Source organism: Thalassomonas sp. M1454, assembly GCF_007097525.1.
GTDB lineage: Bacteria > Pseudomonadota > Gammaproteobacteria > Enterobacterales > Alteromonadaceae > Thalassotalea_A.
On the sequence record NZ_VKDD01000002.1, the window covers coordinates 38,481 to 57,618 of the forward strand.

The window sequence follows — 19,138 nt, forward strand, 5'->3', positions numbered from 1 at the left end:
TTATTCTGATTCTTCTTGATTAATTGATGGTGACGACTTTTTTGCCTTCGCTTTTGAAATTGCGGCTGATATCTTTTTCTTTTTATCGTCATCGGATATAGAGGTTGAAGTACTCTTTGCTGAGCTCTTATTTGCTTTAGCTTTGGCAATAGCCTTAGCTATCTTAGCTTTTTTCTCATCGCTAGCACTTAGCTTTGTTTCTGCTGTACTAGTTTCAGCATCAGCATCAGCATCAGCAGAGGCTTTAACTGGAGCTGAATTATCTTTATCAGCTTGCTGTGCTTGCTCTTTGGCTAACTTTTTAGCTTTTGCTTTTGACGCTGCTGCTTTAATCTTGGCTTTTTTCTCATCACTAGCACTTAGCTTTATTTCTGCTGTACTCGTTTCAGCACCAGCACCAGCACCAGCACCAGCACCAGCATCAGCAGAGGCTTTAACCGGAACTGTATTATCTGTATCAGTTTGTTGAGCTTGCTCTTCGGCTAATTTTTTAGCTTTTGCTTTTGCAGCAGCGGCTTTAATCTTGGCTTTTTTCTCATCGCTAGCACTAACACTTGTTTCTGCTGCACTAGTTTCAGTATCAGCTTCAGTATTCGCAGATGCTTTAACCGGAACTGTATTATCTGTATCAGTTTGTTGAGCTTGCTCTTTGGCTAATTTTTTAGCTTTTGCTTTTGCAGCAGCGGCTTTAATCTTGGCTTTTTTCTGATCGCTAGCACTAACACTTGTTTCTGCTGCACTAGTTTCAGTATCAGCTTCAGTATTCGCAGATGCTTTAACCGGAACTGTATTATCTGTATCAGTTTGCTGAGTTTGCTCTTTGGCTAATTTTTTAGCTTTTGCTTTTGCCGCCGCGGCTTTAATCTTGGCTTTTTTCTCGTCGCTAGCACTTAGCTTTGTTTCTGCTGTGCTAGTTTCAGCACTAGCTTTAGTATTAGCAGAGGCTTTAATAGGATCCGAACTATCTTTGTCTGCATTAGCTACTTTGTCTTTAGCAAGTTTTTTGGCCTTAGCTCGAGCAATCGCTGCCGCCGCTTTTGATTTACTATCATCAGCAATATTAACTTCGTTTGCGCTAGACTGCTGCGCCAGTTTTTTAGCTTTTGCTCGCTCAATGGCTTGTGCCGCTCTAGATTTTACATCTGCATTATCTGTTGCATCAGGCATTGCTGTATCGCCTGTTTGAGCTTTTTTAGCTTTAACACGAGCAAGTGCTGCTGCAATAGCTGAATTATTTGCTTGGCCTTCACTCGTTTTAGCTGCTGCTCTGCGCGCTGCTAAAGCTTTCTGATGTTTTTCTTCTCGTGCAACTTTTTCTTTTTCTAAGCGGACCTTTCTTGCTTCAAACCTTAGTTTTGCGCGTTCAGCTTTGAAGTCTTGAACTCTGTTATGCCTGATCTCAGCTTTGGCAACACGATAGTACTGAACTAAAGGGATTTGACTCGGACATACATAAGCACAAGCGCCACATTCGATACAATCAAAAAGATTTAACTTCTCAAGCTCATCGTATTCTTTTGCTTTGGCTTGCCATTGCAACTCTTGAGGGAGTAGGGAGCTAGGGCACACATCTGCACATTGGCCACAACGAATACATTCTAACTCCTTCATTGCCGGAGATATTTCTGCATTGGTTGGGGCTAAAATACAGTTTGTTGTTTTTACTACAGGCACTTGTAAGTTTGGCAAGGAAAAGCCCATTAATGGACCGCCCATAATAACACGTTGTTTTTCTGTTTGATTAAATCCGCATTGCTCAACTAAGTGCTCAATTGGAGTACCGAGCAGCGCCCAAACATTTTGAGGTTTACTTAGTGCTTGCCCTGTAACTGTTACTACTCTTCTTAGTAGTGGTATATCGTTGATAATTGCTTCAGATATAGCAAATATAGTGGCTACGTTTTGCACCACGATACCTAGCGAACGCGGGATCACACCACTTGGCACCTCTTGCCCTGTAAGTGACTGAATTAATTGTTTTTCACCGCCAGTAGGGTATTTTGTTGGTAATACACATACTTTTATTTTGTCATTTTTTTTACTGGCTGCTTGTAGTGCTGCAATAGCTTCTGGTTTATTATCTTCGATGCCAATTAAAATAGCTTTTGGCTCTAATAAATGATCAAGAATATCAATACCATTGATAATTGCCGATGAATGCTCCCTGATCAGTAAATCATCAGCCGTGATGTATGGCTCGCACTCTGCGGCATTAATGATTAAAAAGTTTAGCCCTGGTGAAGTATTAACTTTAATGCTGGTAGGAAAACCCGCACCGCCCATACCTGCGATACCTGAATCAGAGATTTTCTCAACAATTTGCTTTTTAGATAGGCTATAAAAATTTTCTACTATGTTTCTCTTCACCCAACGTTCTTCGCCATCAGGGATTAAAAAGATACATAACTCGGCCATGCCTGAAGGGTGGGCGATTACTGAATTTTTTATTGCCGAAATTGTGCCCGAGGTTGGCGCATGAATAGGCACACTCATTGGGTTTTCGCTGCGAGTTAGTGCTTGCCCTTTTAATACTTTATCGCCGACTTTTATTAACAACTCGCCTGTATTACCAATATGTTGCTTAAGCGGCAGAATTAATTCTTCAGGTAAACGTAAGTTTTTAATTGGTTTATCATTGGTTAAAAACTTTTGTTCTGGCGGATTTATACCACCTGGAAATTTCCAAAATTGGTTCTTATTGATGCGCTCTAGTACAGAATCCACAGCAACCTCTCTAATCTATCTGTACAACATCAATTGACTGTAAATCCCATTGCCACGTCTCTGGCGTTTGTTTAATTGGGATCATTTCAATACAGTCAACTGGGCATGGATCAACACATAAATCACAACCAGTACATTCATCGGCAATGATAGTATGCATTACTTTGGCGGCTCCGGTGATGGCATCAACAGGGCAGGCCTGGATACACTTGGTGCACCCAATACAATCTTCTTCAATAATAAAGGCTACTTTGGGAGCATTATCAACACTATGATTTTCATCTAAAGGTTGAACCTCGACACCCATTAAATCAGCAATTTTTTTAATGGTGTCATCGCCACCAGGTGCGCATTTATTAATAGCCTCGCCATTTGCAACAGCATCAGCATAGGGTTTACAACCCGGGTAACCACATTGTCCACATTGAGTTTGTGGCAATAACGCATCGATTTGTTCAACTAAAGGATCACCTTCTACTTTAAAACGAACGGATGCATAGCCAAGTAGTGCGCCAAAGCCTGCAGCAATAAGGCCAAAAACTACGATAGAGATTAATATTTCCATTACAGTTTCACCAGACCAGTAAAGCCCATAAAGGCTAACGACATTAAGCCCGCGGTGATCATAGCGATAGCTGCACCTTGAAAAGGTTTTGGTACGTCAGCATTGGCGATACGTTCACGCATTGCCGAAAACATGATTAACACAATAGAAAAACCAACAGCAGCGCCAAAACCGTACACAATTGATTCGAAAAAGTTATGTTGCTCATAGAGGTTTAATAATGCAACGCCAAGTACGGCACAGTTGGTGGTAATTAATGGTAAGAAAATACCTAATAAACGATATAAGTTGGCACTAGTTTTATGCACAACCATTTCAGTGAATTGCACAACTACGGCAATAACCAAAATAAAGCCCATGGTAGTTAGGTGTTCAAGACCGAGAGGCTGTAATAAATAAGTGCTAAATAAATAACTTAAAAGAGAGGCTAAGGTAAGTACGAATGTTGTGGCTAAAGACATACCTATAGCGGTTTCTGTGCGAGAAGAAACCCCCATAAACGGGCATAAACCTAAAAATTTAACTAGAACAAAGTTATTTACAAATACCGTTCCAATTAAAAGAAGTAGATAATCAGTCATTTATAATATTTTTATATGAAATTATTTGAATTAATAAACTATTATCCTAGTTTCTCGACGAATAAACAACTTGTTGTTTGTAGGGGTATTTCAGTTGTTTAATTAATGTTCAGCAATCATGATGCTGCTGAACATTAAAAACGCGTTGAAATTTACAGATTTTCAGGCTTCCCTAAATAATAACCTTGGCAGCCATCCATAAATATCTCGTCAAATGTGTATTTCTCTTCTTGAGATTCAACACTTTCTGCTATTACTCGAATACCAAGGCGGTGGGCAAGATCGATCATTAAGCGTAAGAAGTATTGGTTATTCTTATCATGCTGAATATTTCGAGTATAACTGCCATCCATTTTTATGTAATCAGGCGATAGCTCTCTAAAGAATTTAAATGAAGTAATACCAACACCAAAATGCTCAACACAAATACGTGCGCCGACACGATGAATCATGTCGATAAAATGCGAGCTGCCTTTAATATTTTGCTCTAAGCCATATTCACTGATCTCGAAAACTAAACGAGTGGCAATATCGTGATCTTTAAGTAAACGGCGCTCTAACCAAATGACAAAGTGCTCATCATGAATAGAGCGGGTACTTAAATTGATACCAAAAGACTGGCTTGTTAAGTTTTTCTCTTTGATTTCAGTAAGGGTTTTTTCAATAACCAAACGGTCAATAAGTACGATTTTATCTAATTTTTCAGCCATAGCGATAAATGGTGCGGTAGGCAGTACCTCACCTTCAGAGCTAGTAAAACGAGACAGAATTTCGTGATAAATTTTATTATTACGGCTGCTTGGATGAATGATTTGAGAAAGTAAATTAACACTTTGATTTTCAATCACATAGTTTATTTCTTTAGTCCAGTTTTGATTGCCCAAACTGCTTGTTTCATTTTGCAATAAGCTTGTATCGGTTTGGATAAACCAAGAGTTTTTATGGCGGGTTTGTGCCATGCTAATTGCTGTATCAGCAAGTGCCAACATTTCGCCTAAAGGTCGCTGAGTATCAAGTTTAACAATGCCTGAATAGGCAACTGAATCGAAATCGGCTAATTGCTGGTACTCGTTAAATAAGTTGGTAAGTTCATTACCAACACGTTCAGCGATATTCAATGTTATATTTGGCAAGAAGGTCGCAAAATCAGAGCCATTTAAACGAAACACTCTAGCTTGATCAAAATTCACCACTTGGGTTTTTAATATATTGGCTACTTGGCAAATGTAGCGATCGCCTTCTTGATAACCATGAACTTGGTTAATAGTCATTAACTCTGAACAACGAGTAATGATTAATACTCCAAAGCCGGTATTTTTGTTGGTTTGAGTAAATTGACCAAAGAAGTCAACAAATCCACTGCGATTTTCTAAGCCGGTAAGTTGATCAACATAAGCGGTTTGTTCTAGCTCCTGAGTTTTCTCAAATTTGTTACTAACAAATATTTTTAAATGTGATAGAACTTTATTTACTTCTTCAAACTCGGTCGGCAGGTTTAGTGTATTACTGGCTTTATCATCTCTGTTATTGATTGCTGATTTAATTTCATCGGCTATTAAATCAGAGATATTCTTCGATGCTTTTCTATTAGCACCAGTTGTGATTGTACTTGTTATAAAGGTGCCGACTAAGATCACCAACAAAGTAACAATCAGGATAAATGTGGTTAAGGTGTAATAAAGAGAAAATAATTCATCATGATTTAAACGATAATTTATGTAGATACCTAAATTATTATTTTTTAACTTACTTAGCTCAGGCTCTGCGCTAAACATACTTAAAAAGTTAAATGTAGGATTGGCATTTTTATAAGAGTAAATACCAACGCTATCTAAATTGGTAATGACTAATTCGTCATATTTAAATGCAAGTTTAAGCTGTCTTGAGAAACCTTTTAAGTCGTCCCCTTGATAGTGTTCAGTGATTTTGCTTAAAGCTACGTGGTGGCTTTTTTGCTTTTCACTGATAAAACTCTGCAGACTTAAAACACTAAAACTGAAGTAACAAATGCAAAATATTATCGCTATTACGATATTTTTTATTAATATGCGCGAGAAGGTCGACATAAAAAATAGTATTCCTTTAAAATTATTCTTGTTTATCTAAAACAGTTAAACAAACTAGTTTAAAACAGAGGTTTAGATACTTTTTTATACCTATACAATATGCAAACTGCCAATATAAAGCAATATAAAAAGCGTCATAGCCTAATCTTTATAAACTCGCTGCATACAAAGGCGCAGGTAATGATAATTTATGTCGATACAATTTGATTCAATCTAATGGTTTACCTAGTTTAAATCTAATGTATAATAATAATCATTCTCATTAACGGATGTTTTACCATGACATTATCAGAAGTTAACGTAGGCGCAACAGCCATTATTAGTTCATTATCATCAAATCAACTGATCCGAGCTAAATTGCTCGATTTAGGTATGATCCCCGGTACGCAATTAACAATAAAACGTCAGCTTTCATGGAGTAGATCTTTACAAGTTAATGTACGCCAAGCGGATTTAATTATTCGCCACTCTATGGCCGATGAAATTAAAGTGCAGGTTGTTAAGTAGTATGCAAAAAGAAGTTCTTTTAGTTGGTAACCCTAATGCTGGTAAATCAACTTTATTCAATCAGTTAACCGGTTTAAAGCAACACGTCGGTAATTTCCCTGGTATCACGGTTGAAAAAAAATTCGGCTCATTTAATTCTAGTAAGTATCAAGATAAATTTCAGGTTGTTGATTTACCTGGCGTTTATTCGTTGGTTGGACAACAGCAAACATCAGAAGATGAGCGTGTAACATTAAAGTACTTACTTAATTCAACAAACTCTATTGTATTAAATGTTATAGATGCAACTTGTTTAGAGCGCCATCTGTATTTAACTCTGCAATTAAAAGAGTTAGGTCTGCCTATGATCATTATTTTAAATAAATGGGATATGGTAGAGCAATCAGACTTACAAATTGATGTCGATACATTTGCCAAAGAATTAGATTGTAAAGTGCTAACAATAAGCTCATCAAAGCAAATTGATATTGATGAGATAGCACAAGCCGCTGATGCGGTAGCTACTCCTGAAATTAACTCGTTCAAAATAGAATATAACGCTGAAACAGAGCAAAAACTAAGCGCGAGTCAAAACCGTTTTGTTGAAATAAACAATTTAATTGACCAACAATATTTGGGCAATATCAGCACCGATGTTGAGCTAGATGTCGCTTCGATGCGTTATCAACGTTGTAATGAAATTTGTCAAAATAGCATAATTCAGACTCATCAAGCTCAGCATAAGTTAACAGAAAAACTCGATCATTACTTTATGCGCCCTATAGTGGCTCTGCCGCTATTTTTACTTTCAATGTATCTAATGTTTATGTTTGCCATAAATGTTGGTGGTGCATTTATTGATTTCTTCGATATTGCAGCAGGCGCTATTTTAGTTGATGGTTTAGCACATTTACTTAATTCTTGGTCGTGGCCACAATGGCTTGTGGTATTGCTTACCGATGGTGTTGGAGCCGGTATACAAACGGTTGCGACATTTATTCCATTAATATTCTGTTTGTATTTATTCTTAACCGCGCTTGAGCAAACAGGTTATTTGGCTCGAGCTGCAGTAGTAACTGATAGATTAATGCAAAAAGTAGGATTACCAGGCTCAGCTTTTGTGCCAATGATCATGGGCTTTGGTTGTACTGTACCTGCGGTTATGGCAACCCGAACATTAAAACAAAAGCATGAACGAATTCTTGCCGGAGCTATGAGTCATTTTATGGTTTGTGGTGCGCGTTTACCTGTTTTTGCTTTATTTGCTGCCGCATTCTTTTTAGAAAACGCACTACATGTTGTTTTCTTATTATATATCTTAGGTATATGTGCCGCCGTTTTAACTGGTATTGTCTTTAGACGAACGGTTATTAAAGGAGAGGCCAGCCCTTTTGTGATCGAATTACCACAATACCAATTGCCACACTTTGCTGATTTAATGCATAGAACCTGGCAACGAGTTAAATCATTTGTATTTGGTGCCGGTAAAACGATTGTTATTATGGTGACCTTACTTGGTATTTTTAACTCACTAGGTAAAGACGGAAGTTTTGGCAATACTGGCACAGATAACTCTTTATTAGCCGTAGCAAGCCAAACAATTACACCCGCTTTTGCGCCTATGGGAATTGAAGAAGATAACTGGCAAGCGACGGTTGGTATTTTTACCGGTTTATTTGCTAAAGAAGTGTTAGTGGCAACTCTGAATAGTCTTTATCAAGATAATGAAGAGTCAAACGAGGAGTTTGATTTAGGCGAGCAGCTTAATGAAGCCGTAGCAAGTATTGGTGATAACTTAATGGGGATTGCTGAGTTAGTTTTAGATCCATTAGGTTTAACTTCAGCTGATGTTGCTAGTGTTGAAGAAGCGGCCGAAACTCAGGAAGTTTCAATGACTACTATGGAGCGACTAGCCAGTCATTTTGACGGTAAACATGGCGCATTTGCTTACTTGTTATTTATTTTACTGTATGCGCCTTGTGCGTCGGCGCTTGGTGCAATCGCCCGTGAATTTAATGGTCGTTGGGCATTTTTCATTGCGCTTTGGACTACCGCTCTTGCCTATATTGTCGCTGCATCTTACTATCAGGTGGTAACTTGGACTGGTTTACAGTCGTCTCAAACATGGACTTTAGCTGTTATACTTATTGTTAGTGTTATCATTTATCGATTGATGAAGTTACCGCAATTAGCTGACTGGCTTGATAGGGGGGTTAAACGTGTTAAAACAAATTCAAACGCTACTTGTCACTAACGAAATAATGACGGATAAAACCCTAGCTACTAAGTTAGGGGTTGATCTAAGTGCTTTAGAGGGCATGCTTAAATTACTTCTTAAACGAGATCAAATAGAGTTAGTCGTTGGTGGTGACTGTGAAGGTAGCTGCGGCTGCGTTAATGCGAAAGTTAATGCGTATCGCTGGTTAGATAAAAAATTAACCGCAACGCCACTAAGTATTATCTCTGTTAATTAAAGCAAGATTAGCTTCGAGCGTACTTATTAGACGCTATTGAGATAAAGGGACTTGAGATGTCAAAACAACAAGCAACAACCAACAAACCTAATGGTGCAGGCTTAGCTAGATTATTCAAAGCTACTCGATGCTCAATGCAAGGTTTTGCCGCTGCTTGGCAACATGAAGCGGCATTTCGTCAAGAATTGTTACTAACCAGCATTTTATTTCCTTTTTCTTTTTTTCTGGCGAGCTCGATCAATCACTGGCTCATTTTATTCTTTAGTTTATTGTTTTTATTATTTGCGGAAATTGTGAATTCTGCTCTTGAAGCTTTAGCCGATAAAGTTTGTTTAGACCATGATGTTTTAATTGGCCGTGCAAAAGATTTAGGCTCATCACTCGTCTTTATCGCTTTGGTCTTTATGAAAGTGGTTTGGCTACTTGCAATCTTACAATACTTTAATCTTATCTCTAGTTAATACAATAACCTATCTTTGAGCTGAACCCTTCAAAACAGTAAAATTTGCCTATACTTATAACAATCTTTGGTTAGTTTTAAATTAAGTTGGGCAAATGAAATCTATTTTTCTTATTACTTTGCTTTTGATCCCTAATTTGGTGTTTGGTCAGCAAGACCTAGCTTTTGAAGAAGAGTCTGAGCCAAACCATTCCTCTCTTTATTTAGGCCTTATTTTAGGGAGTGCCAGCACAAAAGAAGATTTTGATCATGTGTTTAATAGTGGCGGACAAGAATATCAGCAGGAAAGTGAAAATTTCAGTTTTGGCATCTACGCCGGGTTTAATTTTGCCGATGTATGGGCACTGGAATCATCGATAGTAGTAACACCAGGTCTAGATAAGCGACCATCTGAGCTTCCCATTGATGAGGTTTACTTAACCACAATCACTCTAACGCCAGTTTTACATATGGAAGTCACAGAGCAAATAGGGCTTTATGTGAAGGCCGGGTTAGGTTTTCTTATTTATGTTGAAGATTATAAAAAACATAGCGTATTTAATCACAAGGACGGAGATTATTGGGCTGGAGTAGGTTTGTCTGTTGGTCTCGGACTAGATTTTAAAGTGAATAAAGCGATTCATTTGCGCTTAGGTTTTGATTATATTGCCGCAGAAATGGACGCCGATGAAGAAAACCACCACATTAATTTAGATGATATTGATGAAGAGTATTCATTAATATCTATGGCAATGCATTATAATTTTTAGCCGCCAATTTTATTACCTAAATTGGCGGTATAAATTTTAAAAGCTATTAACGCTGACAGCGTGGCTATATATTTCATATTTATGACGGATGTTTCTTACGTAGTTTACCGGCTCTTTGCCTCGCACATAGCCATAACGAGCTTTTGATGAGTACTTTCTTTGAGATAGAAGTAACATAGCTCGTTCAACATTATCGAACCATACATCATCTCGCCAGCCTTTTTGTCTAGCAAGCCTTCTTGCATCATTAACATGGCCGTATCCAGCATTATATGAGGCGAGTGCAAACCAAATAACTTGATCTTGTTGTACATTCCAACGCTCAACCCTTTCGGTTACCCAACGTAAATATTTAACTCCGGCATGTATGCCATTTTCTGGTAAATACATATTAGAAATTTTCAGCTCTTTAGCTGTTCTTGGCATTACTTGGAACAGCCCTTGTGCTCCTGCGTATGAACGAGCTTTTGGGTTGAAATTACTTTCTTGATGCATTTGTGCGATTAATAAATGCTTATCAAAGCCATATTGCTTGGCATATTTATCAACAACATCATCATAAGGAGATAGTGCGCCACCAGATTTTTGTAAATTAAAGTCTTGATGATGGCTACTAGTTAACTTTTCATTTTCAAAATATTTATTGTGCAATATATTGTAAAACAGCCCTCGGTAAGTTTTTTTAATGTATGAATCTACATTAGCAAGAAGCTCAGTATTGCCTGTTTTGACTACCCAACTTTGTGCTTTTTCTTTACCCATATAAATGCTTGGTAAAATATCGTCACGCAGGCTCAATTCCATATCTATTAAGTGATTATCCGCTATGGTTAGATCAAATTCTCCTGAAGCTACGCCTGCAATAATTCGCTCGGTATCGTATTCTTCAGGTGCAGCAGTTAGTACTATTTCAGGAATAAGTGTTTGTAAGTCTTTTATGGTATTCCAGTAAGAGCTAGATTTACGTACGGTAATGTTGCGATACTTTAAGTCTTCTACCGACTTGATGTTAAGATCTGATGTACCTATTACTAACTGCTCTGTGGCATAGTGGTATGCTCTTGAAAAAGCTAAACCACTTTTTATTCTATCTTGTGTTGGGGTAAAAAAGCCTAACGCAATGTCGGCCTTTCCGCTGCGGATATATTCAAACATTGCTTCGTTATCTGGCGCTACAATTATTTCATAACTGAGCTTGTTTGCTCTGGCAAAGTGGCGAGCAAGTTCATAATGAAAGCCCATTAACTCGCCTTTCCACAAATAATAAGAAGCAATATTGTTACGCATAACAAAGCGAATGTTTTTGCGTTCTTTGATCAAATCCCAATTGGTTTTAACCGATACTGTATTATTTATGGTGATTTTTTCTAAGAGCAAAAAGTTATTAAGAGCTGTCTTGAGTAGCTTATTTCGTTTATGCACAGCCCAGCCAACTTGTTTGGCACTATTAGCCTGTAAACTTTTCTTAATGTCAGAGCGATAAACTAGCGTAGATTCAAGTATATTACTGTCATTAATGGTGATGTCATATTCGCCACTCGCAATTTTGTCAAAAATTTCATCATGGCTCATCTCTGCTGGAATTTGGGTTATTTTTAAAGAAGGGTAAACTTTAGCTAAACCTATCGCGGTTAACGCAAAACTAGTGCCTGATTGAACCGCTATACTGCGATTAGCTAGGTCTTTTGCAGAAGCTAAAGGCTTAGCACTTTTACCCATTACCATGTATTCAGTGGTTTCTAATAAAGGTAAGGTAAAATCGACTTGGCGTTGACGCAAAGGATTTATGGTAAGGTTAGAGGCGATAACATCACCTTTACCTGCTTGCAGAGCAGGAATTAACTCTTCAAAGCTTTCTACATAGATTATTTCTACTTGTAGTTGATTTTGCTCGGCAAAACGAGAAATGTATTCTTTATCTAAATTTGGTGGCGAGCCAGCTCTTGGTAAGTATTGTTCATTTCCATTCCAAGTAAGTACACGTAGTACTTTTGCTTCTTTAATTTCATCAAGGTCACGAACTTGAGCATGACTTGTTGGCAGATAGATACTGCAAGTAAGTATAAGAATTAAAAGTAAATTTAATAAAATACGCAATTTTTACTCCGCCAAAAATGATATTGTTATATTTGAATTCTATCATAGAAAAAAATAAGCACTATGATATTTAGGATGCTTTTAACGATTTAACTAATTTGTTAACTGGTGGTTAACATTTTGCGGTTGGTTTTGTTAAATGGCTAGATAATAGCTTCTAGTGTGTAATATCATTAACTAAATCTTCAATATTGGGTACTGTTTTGTCAGAAAAAAAACTCCAGCATTTTTATATTGCTGAAGAGCAGTCAATTTATTTACTTAGCCATAAAGACGCCACTAAATTAAAACAGTGGCTTGAATTGTGTCATTCACAATTAGCACAACTTGGTTACCAACATATAGAATTATTAGGCAAGGGCGCTTATGGCTTTGTTTTTTGTGGCACTAATTCATTAGGCCATCAGCATGTATTTAAATTTTCACGAGTTACCTTACCTCAACATGTACAAGACCGATTAGCCGAAGAAGCTGAAATGCAGGCGATGATTAACCACCCGAATATTCCAAAACTGATTGAGTACATGAAAATAAAGCGTCAATCAATTGTGCATATGACTCGCTCTCCTGGCTTAGATTTAGAAGTGATCTCCCATCAACAAGGACCTCTTGCAGTTGAACAAGTCGTTAATATAACTATTCAGCTAGTAGAATTGTTAAAGTTTATACGAGACCCTAAAAATAATACTAAGGGTAAACCTATTGTTCATGGCGATATCAAGCCATCAAATATAGTGCTAAATCCAGAAGATAACACCTTACAACTTATTGATTGGGGCTCTTCTGTGTGGGCTCAGTGTGATAAAGATGGTCATAGTACATCAATCAATGTTATGGATTTAATGAGTGGCGATATACAACAAACTAACTCTCGCATGGGAGATATTTACTTTATAGGTGAAGAGCAGTTAAATGGCGGCTTGTCTTCGCCAAGATTTGATGAACAAGGCATGGCTGCGACTATCTATGCATTAGCCTCAGGACAATCGAGTCGATATGGCTATAAGGTTATAACGGCGTCATCGTTAGGTTTACCGCAAATGTTAGCTAAAGCATTAGACGGTATGTTAGGTGATGATGAAAAACTAAGAAAGCAAGCTGGCGATTACCTATTTAATAACTTAAACCTGCTTAAAAATACTGTGTTATCAGCTACTGAAACAAAACCGAAACTTGCTAATGCAATTCCTATTTGGTTGAAAGACACAAATGAGGAAATTGATACGGTAGTGTATGGTTCAAGGAAGTCTTTTTTAAGAGAACGCTCTCTTGAGGATAGCTTAGTTGATATTGATGATGTACAGCTTGAGAAGTATTACAAAAACTTCTTAGTAGGTATGGGGGCAACGGAAAAAGCTTTTGTAGCCGCGGTAAGTCGGTTAGCAAAATATCCTGTTGTAGGTGGTTTAGCTATTCGTTGGGAAAAAGACGGTGTTTATGTCGACTCAAGCTTGACCTTATTTGATTCTAGCCTTGAATATGCGTTTAAGTCAGCGATCCAAAACATGATCACTCTAGCGCGAGGTATATTTAGGATTGGTATTTTTAAGTCTTGTTTGTTTAATGCCAGAAAAACCCTACATGTCGAGCGAGAAAGTAGTTCTCAACCTTTTATTGCTGACAACACTCAGCAAATTCCTTTTGAATTGAGCAAGCTTAGCGACCTTGATAATGCAACTCAGTTGCACTCTTATTTTGAAGACGGCAAAGATCCTGACGAGTATCTGCATTTACCTGATGAAATGATGGCGGTTCTAAAACGTATGAACCCTATTCATCATACTGGTTGTATTATTTTTGAAGTACTCGAAACTCATTTAAAAATTCATAGTCATTTAGTCTTACTTAACCATGAGATGAAAGATGAATTTGAACAATGTTTACAAGAAATACTTGAATTATTGCCTACTATTAAAGGAATAGGCATCTCTGGATTTATGAAATTACCATACAAAGACACTCGATTCTTTGAGCATGTGAATGAGTTACCAGAGCATTTTTATCCAAAAAATCCAAAATTAAGCAATTAGCGAGGAAATAAAATGGCACACTCTGTTGGCGATATGGCTTGGCTCGACTTAACCGTTACTAATGCTGAGCAGGTAAAAGACTTTTATGCCGATGTTATCGGTTGGCAAGCTGAAGGTTGTAGCATGGGGGATTATGAAGACTTTACCATGATGAGTGCAACGACAGGCGAAGCAATAAGTGGCGTGTGTCATGCCAAAGGCGTTAATGCTGATTTACCACCTGTGTGGATGCCTTATTTTTTAGTTGCTGATATTGACCAATCGGTTAACTCGGTACAGGCTAAAGGTGGTGAGTTACTTACCGAAATAAAGTCGATGGGAGGAGAAGATAAATACGTAATTATTAAAGATCCTGCCGGCGCTGTGTGTGCTTTATACTTCAAAGCTCCCGAACAAGACTAAAATCAAGAGGGTCAGATCAACTTGAAATGTCGCTGCTAATTAACTGGTTTAATATAAGAAATTAAGGACAATACATTGAGTAAAGCGTTAGCTGTATTTGCAGGTAAATCTGCATTAGCGCATATAAAACAACACGGTCTTGGGCAAGAGCAAATTAAAATGATGGTTGGCGCCAGTGGCGGCCCTAAATGGTTTGTGCTTGCTGGCTTAGACCGCTATTTTTGTGGTGATTATTTTAAAGACAGAACCCAACCTTTATATACATTAGGCTCTTCTGCTGGAGCATGGCGCTTTGCTTGTTACGCTCAAAAAGGGCCTCTAGAGGCTATCAATCGCTTAATTCATGGTTACTCGCACATGTCTTATCCTGAAAAAGCTACGATTGCACAAATTACAGAGCAAAGTGAGCAGTTACTTAGCCATATCCTGGGTAAAAATGGGGTTGATGAAGTTGTGCAAAACCCTATTGTTAAATCGACCATTATTGTCGCTAAATCGCTTGGCCTTACTAAATTTGAACATAAAGCAATACAATTACCTGGCTTAATCACCTCAGCAATAGCGAACCGGATTAACCGAAAAAATCTGGGTAAATATTATCAACGAGCGATATTTACTAGTGATACTAATAATATCCCTTTTGACTTTAATGACGGTATTAACTCTCAAGTAACCGAAATAAATGCTAGTAATTACCAACTTGCTCTGCAAGCGACAGGAGCGATACCATTAATTATTAATGGCGTAAAAAATATCCCTGATGCAGGAACTGGTATGTTTCGAGATGGCGGTATTATTGATTATCACTTTGACCAACCCTTTTTAGGTGGAGAAAGCGCTGAAGGTATCGTGCTTTATCCTCATTTTTACAATGAATTTAAACCGGGCTGGTTTGATAAGTACGTTAAGCATCGTTTTGCCAATAAACAGCATTTTGATAATGTCCTGGTAATAGCGCCAACACCAGAGTTTGTCGCTAAGCTGCCATTTGCTAAAATCCCTGATCGAAAAGACTTTACTCAATTAACTGAAAAAGATCGAATAGCTTATTGGAATATAGTCGTCAGTGAAAGTGAGCGCTTAGCACAAGAATTTTTTGAGCTGGTTAATAGTGATAATCCTGCAGATAAAATAACTCTTATTTAATTTAAACAGTCCTAGTAGACAAATTTAAAGAGTTAAAATCCGTGTTCATCAACACTATGGTTTGCAGTGGCTAAAAATAAACTGTTGTAAACTTTAGTTGCGTATTCATCAGTCATTCCAGATAAATAATCAGCGATAACTCGATGCGGGTTTTGACTATTTTCACAGGCATAAAGCCAGCGTTTACAAGTAGCAGTAGGTAATAAACGTTGAGGATCACTAGCAAATGCTTCAAACAACTCCATAACCACTTGTTGTCCTTTGTATTCCATGCGCTGAATATCGGTTTGTTTAATAACAAACCGATAAACATAAGCTTTAAAAATAGCTAATGCTTGTGCAACTGTATCTGGTAGCGCTGCATTAAAGCGCAGTAAGGGCTCATTAAAACTAGTCTGTTTGGTTTTATTTAAATCGATTAACTCAATGGCGGTGATCAAATAATTGACCAAAGAGCCAATTGCTTCTTTTTGTAAGTGATGTTGCTTAGAAAATAACTTGTTAGCTAACTCATCTACAGCACTATTAAGCCAAGTGTCATTGAGCTGTTTTAATGGCTCGATAACGAATGCAATAAAACTCTCTTTGCTAACTATGCCGGTAACAATCGCATCTTCCATATCATGGATGCCATAGGCGATATCGTCTGCTAACTCCATAATAGAGCAATCAAATGATTTGAATTGCGTTTTTTGATGACCATTATTTTGCACTTTATGTTGTTGAAACTGCGCTTTGTCATCGCTCGATAGTGGCTCTAACACCCAATTGAGACAAGCTAAGTCATCATTATATAAACCCTTAGGCGGGTGCCAATCACTGGCTTTTAACTGTCTAAAATTAACCGGCGCAGCAGGTGTTTCATGCTTAGCTAATTTATCAATTAATTGTGGGTATTTAAGCAGCCCAAGCAAAGTTCTTCGGCTTAAATTCATACCGAAATGTTCGGTATAAGGCTCAAGGTTGGTGACAATTCTAAAGGTTTGGCCATTACCTTCAAAACCACCAAAACTGTGCATCATATAGTTAAGTGCTACTTCGCCGCCATGTCCAAAAGGAGGGTGACCAATATCATGGGCTAAACAAATGGCTTCGATTAATGAATCATCTTTTGGTAATAGATTTTCGCTTTGTTGTGGGTATTTTGAACGTAATTGTGCGGTTATTCCTGAGCCAATTTGCGAAGCTTCTAAGGAATGAGTCAAGCGAGTACGATAAAAGTCCGATTGACCAACCCCCATGACTTGAGTTTTTGCTTGCAGACGTCGAAAAGCTGCGGAGTGTAGAATACGAGCTCGATCTCTTTGAAAAGGAGAGCGATGATCTTGCGCTCTAGATACACTGGAATTTAATCTTCTTTGCAACCAATTTTCATTCATATAAACCACAATTCAGTATGTTAACTACAGAGATTGTATTTAACATACTGAATTGTGGCGTAAATACCAAGGAAATTGTTAAAAATTAGATGTTAGCAACAATAATAGCTCTTAGTGGAGCAGGGTGACCTTCGATTGTTTTACTTGCATCATTTGGATCAAGAAAATCTTGTAGTGATTCAGTATCTATCCAATCGGTTTTTCGTTGTTCTTCATAAGCGGTTTGGTCTGTATTTACTACACGCACATTTTTAAAACCAAGGCGCTCCATCCAATGTACTAAGGCATCACCACTTGGTAAGAACCAAACATTACGCATTTTTGCGTATCTCTCGCCAGGAACTAAAACCGTGTTTTTATCGCCTTCTATGATAAGCGTTTCTAGGATCAACTCGCCACCAGGTGCTAATTGTGCTTTTAATTGCTGTAGAAAATCAATTGGTGACCTGCGATGGTATAGTACTCCCATGGCAAAAACCGTATCGAAAGCTTTTAATTCAGGCAGGTGCTCTACACCTAATGGTAGTAGATTGACGCTATCATCTTGGATAAAGTGCTGAATTGATAAAAACTGCATCATAAATAACTGAGTAGGGTCAACACCAACAACGAACTTAGCGCCATCACCACGCATACGCCATAAGTGATAGCCACTACCACAGCCAATATCAAGAACATAGCGACCTTTTAAGTCACTAATGTGTGGACGCAAACGGTCCCATTTAAAGTCACTGCGCCATTCGGTATCAACGTGAGTGCCATGTACATGATAAGGCCCTTTACGCCATGGCTTAAAATTTTTCAGTAAATTTTCAATACGCTTTTGTTGTCCCGCAGGAATACTATCTGCACTACCAACGCTTACACTGTTTTTTAAGTCAACATCACTAGGTTCAATTTTTGGTAAGGCATCTAATGTTTTTTGCCATTTAGCAAACTCGCCATGTAATTCATTCTTTTGCCAATCGGCTAATTGTTTAGGTAAACAGGTTAACCAATGGGCTAAACGGTTGGCGGCAATTTGTTGATAAAATCGGTTAAATAAACTCATTTAAAGTCACTTTTTTGTTATTTGATAGCAATTAAAGAAAAGAAATTGAAGCATTGGAACCAAGGCGTGGCATGGTTGAAACCTGCGGAAGATAAACGCTGTAAATGAATCTCTAGATGATCGGGTAACATAACATTTTCGATAGCTGTACGTTTTTGCGCAATCTCTAAATCGCTGTAGCCGTTTGCTCGTTTAAAATTATGGTGTAAATCATTAAGTAAATCTTTACAGACAACATCTTGATCGTAAATTTTTTCAGATAAAATGAAAATGCCACCAGGCACAAGCGCTTTCGCTATTTTGTCCATCAGTTCTTGACGTTTTTCAGGATCAATAAATTGTAGCGTAAAGTTAAGTACGATAACTGATGCGTTATGCATATCTTCAACTAAAATATCACCTTGCTTTACCTCACACGGTGTATCGGCTTTAAAGGCATTTACATGGATGTCGCAGCGTTCAGCCATTTCTGGTGAATTATCAATGGCAATAATTTTACAGTTATCGGCTTTGATTTTTTGACGCATTACTAAACTTGCTGCGCCTAAAGAACAACCTAAGTCATAGATGTTGGTGTTATCTTGGGCATAACGTTCACTTAATTGACCAATTGTTTCAATAATGGTGTTGTAGCCCGGAACAGAGCGTTTGATCATATCAGGGAAAACTTCAACAACACGAGCATCAAAGCGAAAATCTTCAACTTTGGCTTGTGGCGATGAATAAATTAAGTCTTTGTCGTTTGCCATTTGTGCTTACTGTAAATAGTTATTTAATCTAACTATTTTATCTCAAATATAAGCTAATACCAATCCACATCTAAGCTATTTACTTTGATGGAACATTTTTATTCTTTACCCCCATCATTTTAATAGTCGTTAATTGTTTTTTAGAAGTTTGTACAAAACATTACTTGGATAAGCTTTAT

At 37.7% G+C, this 19,138-nt stretch carries 16 protein-coding genes; 8 read left to right on the forward strand and 8 right to left on the reverse strand.

All coding sequences use genetic code 11. The annotated features are described in order from the left end of the window. The 4 genes from rsxC to FNN08_RS02115 form a co-directional block, all read right to left on the reverse strand. On the reverse strand, window positions 1-2,724 hold the full coding sequence (gene rsxC, locus FNN08_RS02100; RefSeq protein ID WP_143583025.1) for an electron transport complex subunit RsxC: 2,724 nt from the start codon (window positions 2,722-2,724) through the stop codon (window positions 1-3). 10 nt (window positions 2,725-2,734) lie between these two features. Further along, entirely contained in the window at window positions 2,735-3,289 is a 555-nt protein-coding gene (gene rsxB, locus FNN08_RS02105) for an electron transport complex subunit RsxB (protein ID WP_143583027.1), read from the reverse strand. After that, window positions 3,289-3,870, reverse strand: coding sequence for an electron transport complex subunit RsxA (gene rsxA, locus FNN08_RS02110; RefSeq protein ID WP_143583028.1), 582 nt, complete (start codon window positions 3,868-3,870; stop codon window positions 3,289-3,291). Before rsxA ends, rsxB begins: the two co-directional genes overlap by 1 nt. 152 nt (window positions 3,871-4,022) lie before the next feature. Beyond that, window positions 4,023-5,936 (reverse strand): EAL domain-containing protein, encoded by a 1,914-nt coding sequence (locus tag FNN08_RS02115; protein WP_143583030.1) that lies wholly within the window; start codon window positions 5,934-5,936, stop codon window positions 4,023-4,025. A gap of 279 nt (window positions 5,937-6,215) precedes the next feature. Between FNN08_RS02115 and FNN08_RS02120 the strand changes: the two genes are divergently transcribed. The 5 genes from FNN08_RS02120 (at window position 6,216) to FNN08_RS02140 (ending at window position 10,105) form a co-directional block, all read left to right on the forward strand. Next, a complete protein-coding gene (locus FNN08_RS02120) occupies window positions 6,216-6,443 on the forward strand; it encodes a ferrous iron transport protein A (RefSeq protein WP_143583032.1) in 228 nt (75 codons plus the stop codon). 1 nt (window position 6,444) lies between these two features. Continuing rightward, window positions 6,445-8,676, forward strand: a complete 2,232-nt coding sequence (gene feoB, locus FNN08_RS02125) for a ferrous iron transport protein B (RefSeq protein ID WP_143583034.1) — start codon at window positions 6,445-6,447, stop codon at window positions 8,674-8,676. Continuing rightward, the gene (locus tag FNN08_RS02130) at window positions 8,642-8,896 is read left to right on the forward strand and encodes a FeoC-like transcriptional regulator (protein ID WP_143583035.1); all 255 of its coding nucleotides are present in this window, start codon (window positions 8,642-8,644) and stop codon (window positions 8,894-8,896) included. The genes feoB and FNN08_RS02130 overlap by 35 nt, the downstream gene beginning before the upstream one ends. A gap of 56 nt (window positions 8,897-8,952) precedes the next feature. Continuing rightward, entirely contained in the window at window positions 8,953-9,357 is a 405-nt protein-coding gene (locus FNN08_RS02135) for a diacylglycerol kinase (RefSeq protein ID WP_143583037.1), read from the forward strand. Between the two features lie 94 nt (window positions 9,358-9,451). Continuing rightward, window positions 9,452-10,105, forward strand: a complete 654-nt coding sequence (locus tag FNN08_RS02140) for an outer membrane beta-barrel protein (RefSeq protein ID WP_143583039.1) — start codon at window positions 9,452-9,454, stop codon at window positions 10,103-10,105. Between the two features lie 36 nt (window positions 10,106-10,141). Here FNN08_RS02140 and FNN08_RS02145 read toward each other — a convergent pair whose 3' ends face one another. Then, entirely contained in the window at window positions 10,142-12,202 is a 2,061-nt protein-coding gene (locus FNN08_RS02145; protein ID WP_143583041.1) for a transporter substrate-binding domain-containing protein, read from the reverse strand. 203 nt (window positions 12,203-12,405) lie between these two features. Between FNN08_RS02145 and FNN08_RS02150 the strand changes: the two genes are divergently transcribed. The 3 genes from FNN08_RS02150 (at window position 12,406) to FNN08_RS02160 (ending at window position 15,780) form a co-directional block, all read left to right on the forward strand. After that, window positions 12,406-14,232, forward strand: a complete 1,827-nt coding sequence (locus FNN08_RS02150) for a protein kinase domain-containing protein (protein WP_143583043.1) — start codon at window positions 12,406-12,408, stop codon at window positions 14,230-14,232. 12 nt (window positions 14,233-14,244) lie between these two features. After that, window positions 14,245-14,634 (forward strand): VOC family protein, encoded by a 390-nt coding sequence (locus tag FNN08_RS02155; RefSeq protein WP_143583045.1) that lies wholly within the window; start codon window positions 14,245-14,247, stop codon window positions 14,632-14,634. 75 nt (window positions 14,635-14,709) lie between these two features. Next, window positions 14,710-15,780 (forward strand): patatin-like phospholipase family protein, encoded by a 1,071-nt coding sequence (locus tag FNN08_RS02160; RefSeq protein ID WP_143583047.1) that lies wholly within the window; start codon window positions 14,710-14,712, stop codon window positions 15,778-15,780. Window positions 15,781-15,812: 32 nt separating this feature from the next. On the opposite strand, the gene FNN08_RS02165 is transcribed toward FNN08_RS02160, so the two are convergent. From FNN08_RS02165 to cmoA, 3 genes are all read right to left on the reverse strand, one after another. Further along, window positions 15,813-17,159 carry an anti-phage deoxyguanosine triphosphatase gene (locus FNN08_RS02165; RefSeq protein WP_143583049.1) on the reverse strand — a complete coding sequence of 449 codons (1,347 nt, stop codon included), beginning with the start codon at window positions 17,157-17,159 and terminating at the stop codon, window positions 15,813-15,815. An 85-nt stretch (window positions 17,160-17,244) separates the two neighbouring features. Next, window positions 17,245-18,210 carry a tRNA 5-methoxyuridine(34)/uridine 5-oxyacetic acid(34) synthase CmoB gene (cmoB, locus tag FNN08_RS02170; RefSeq protein ID WP_143583051.1) on the reverse strand — a complete coding sequence of 322 codons (966 nt, stop codon included), beginning with the start codon at window positions 18,208-18,210 and terminating at the stop codon, window positions 17,245-17,247. Between the two features lie 17 nt (window positions 18,211-18,227). Then, the gene (cmoA, locus tag FNN08_RS02175; protein WP_143583053.1) at window positions 18,228-18,959 is read right to left on the reverse strand and encodes a carboxy-S-adenosyl-L-methionine synthase CmoA; all 732 of its coding nucleotides are present in this window, start codon (window positions 18,957-18,959) and stop codon (window positions 18,228-18,230) included. Window positions 18,960-19,138: the final 179 nt, after the last annotated feature.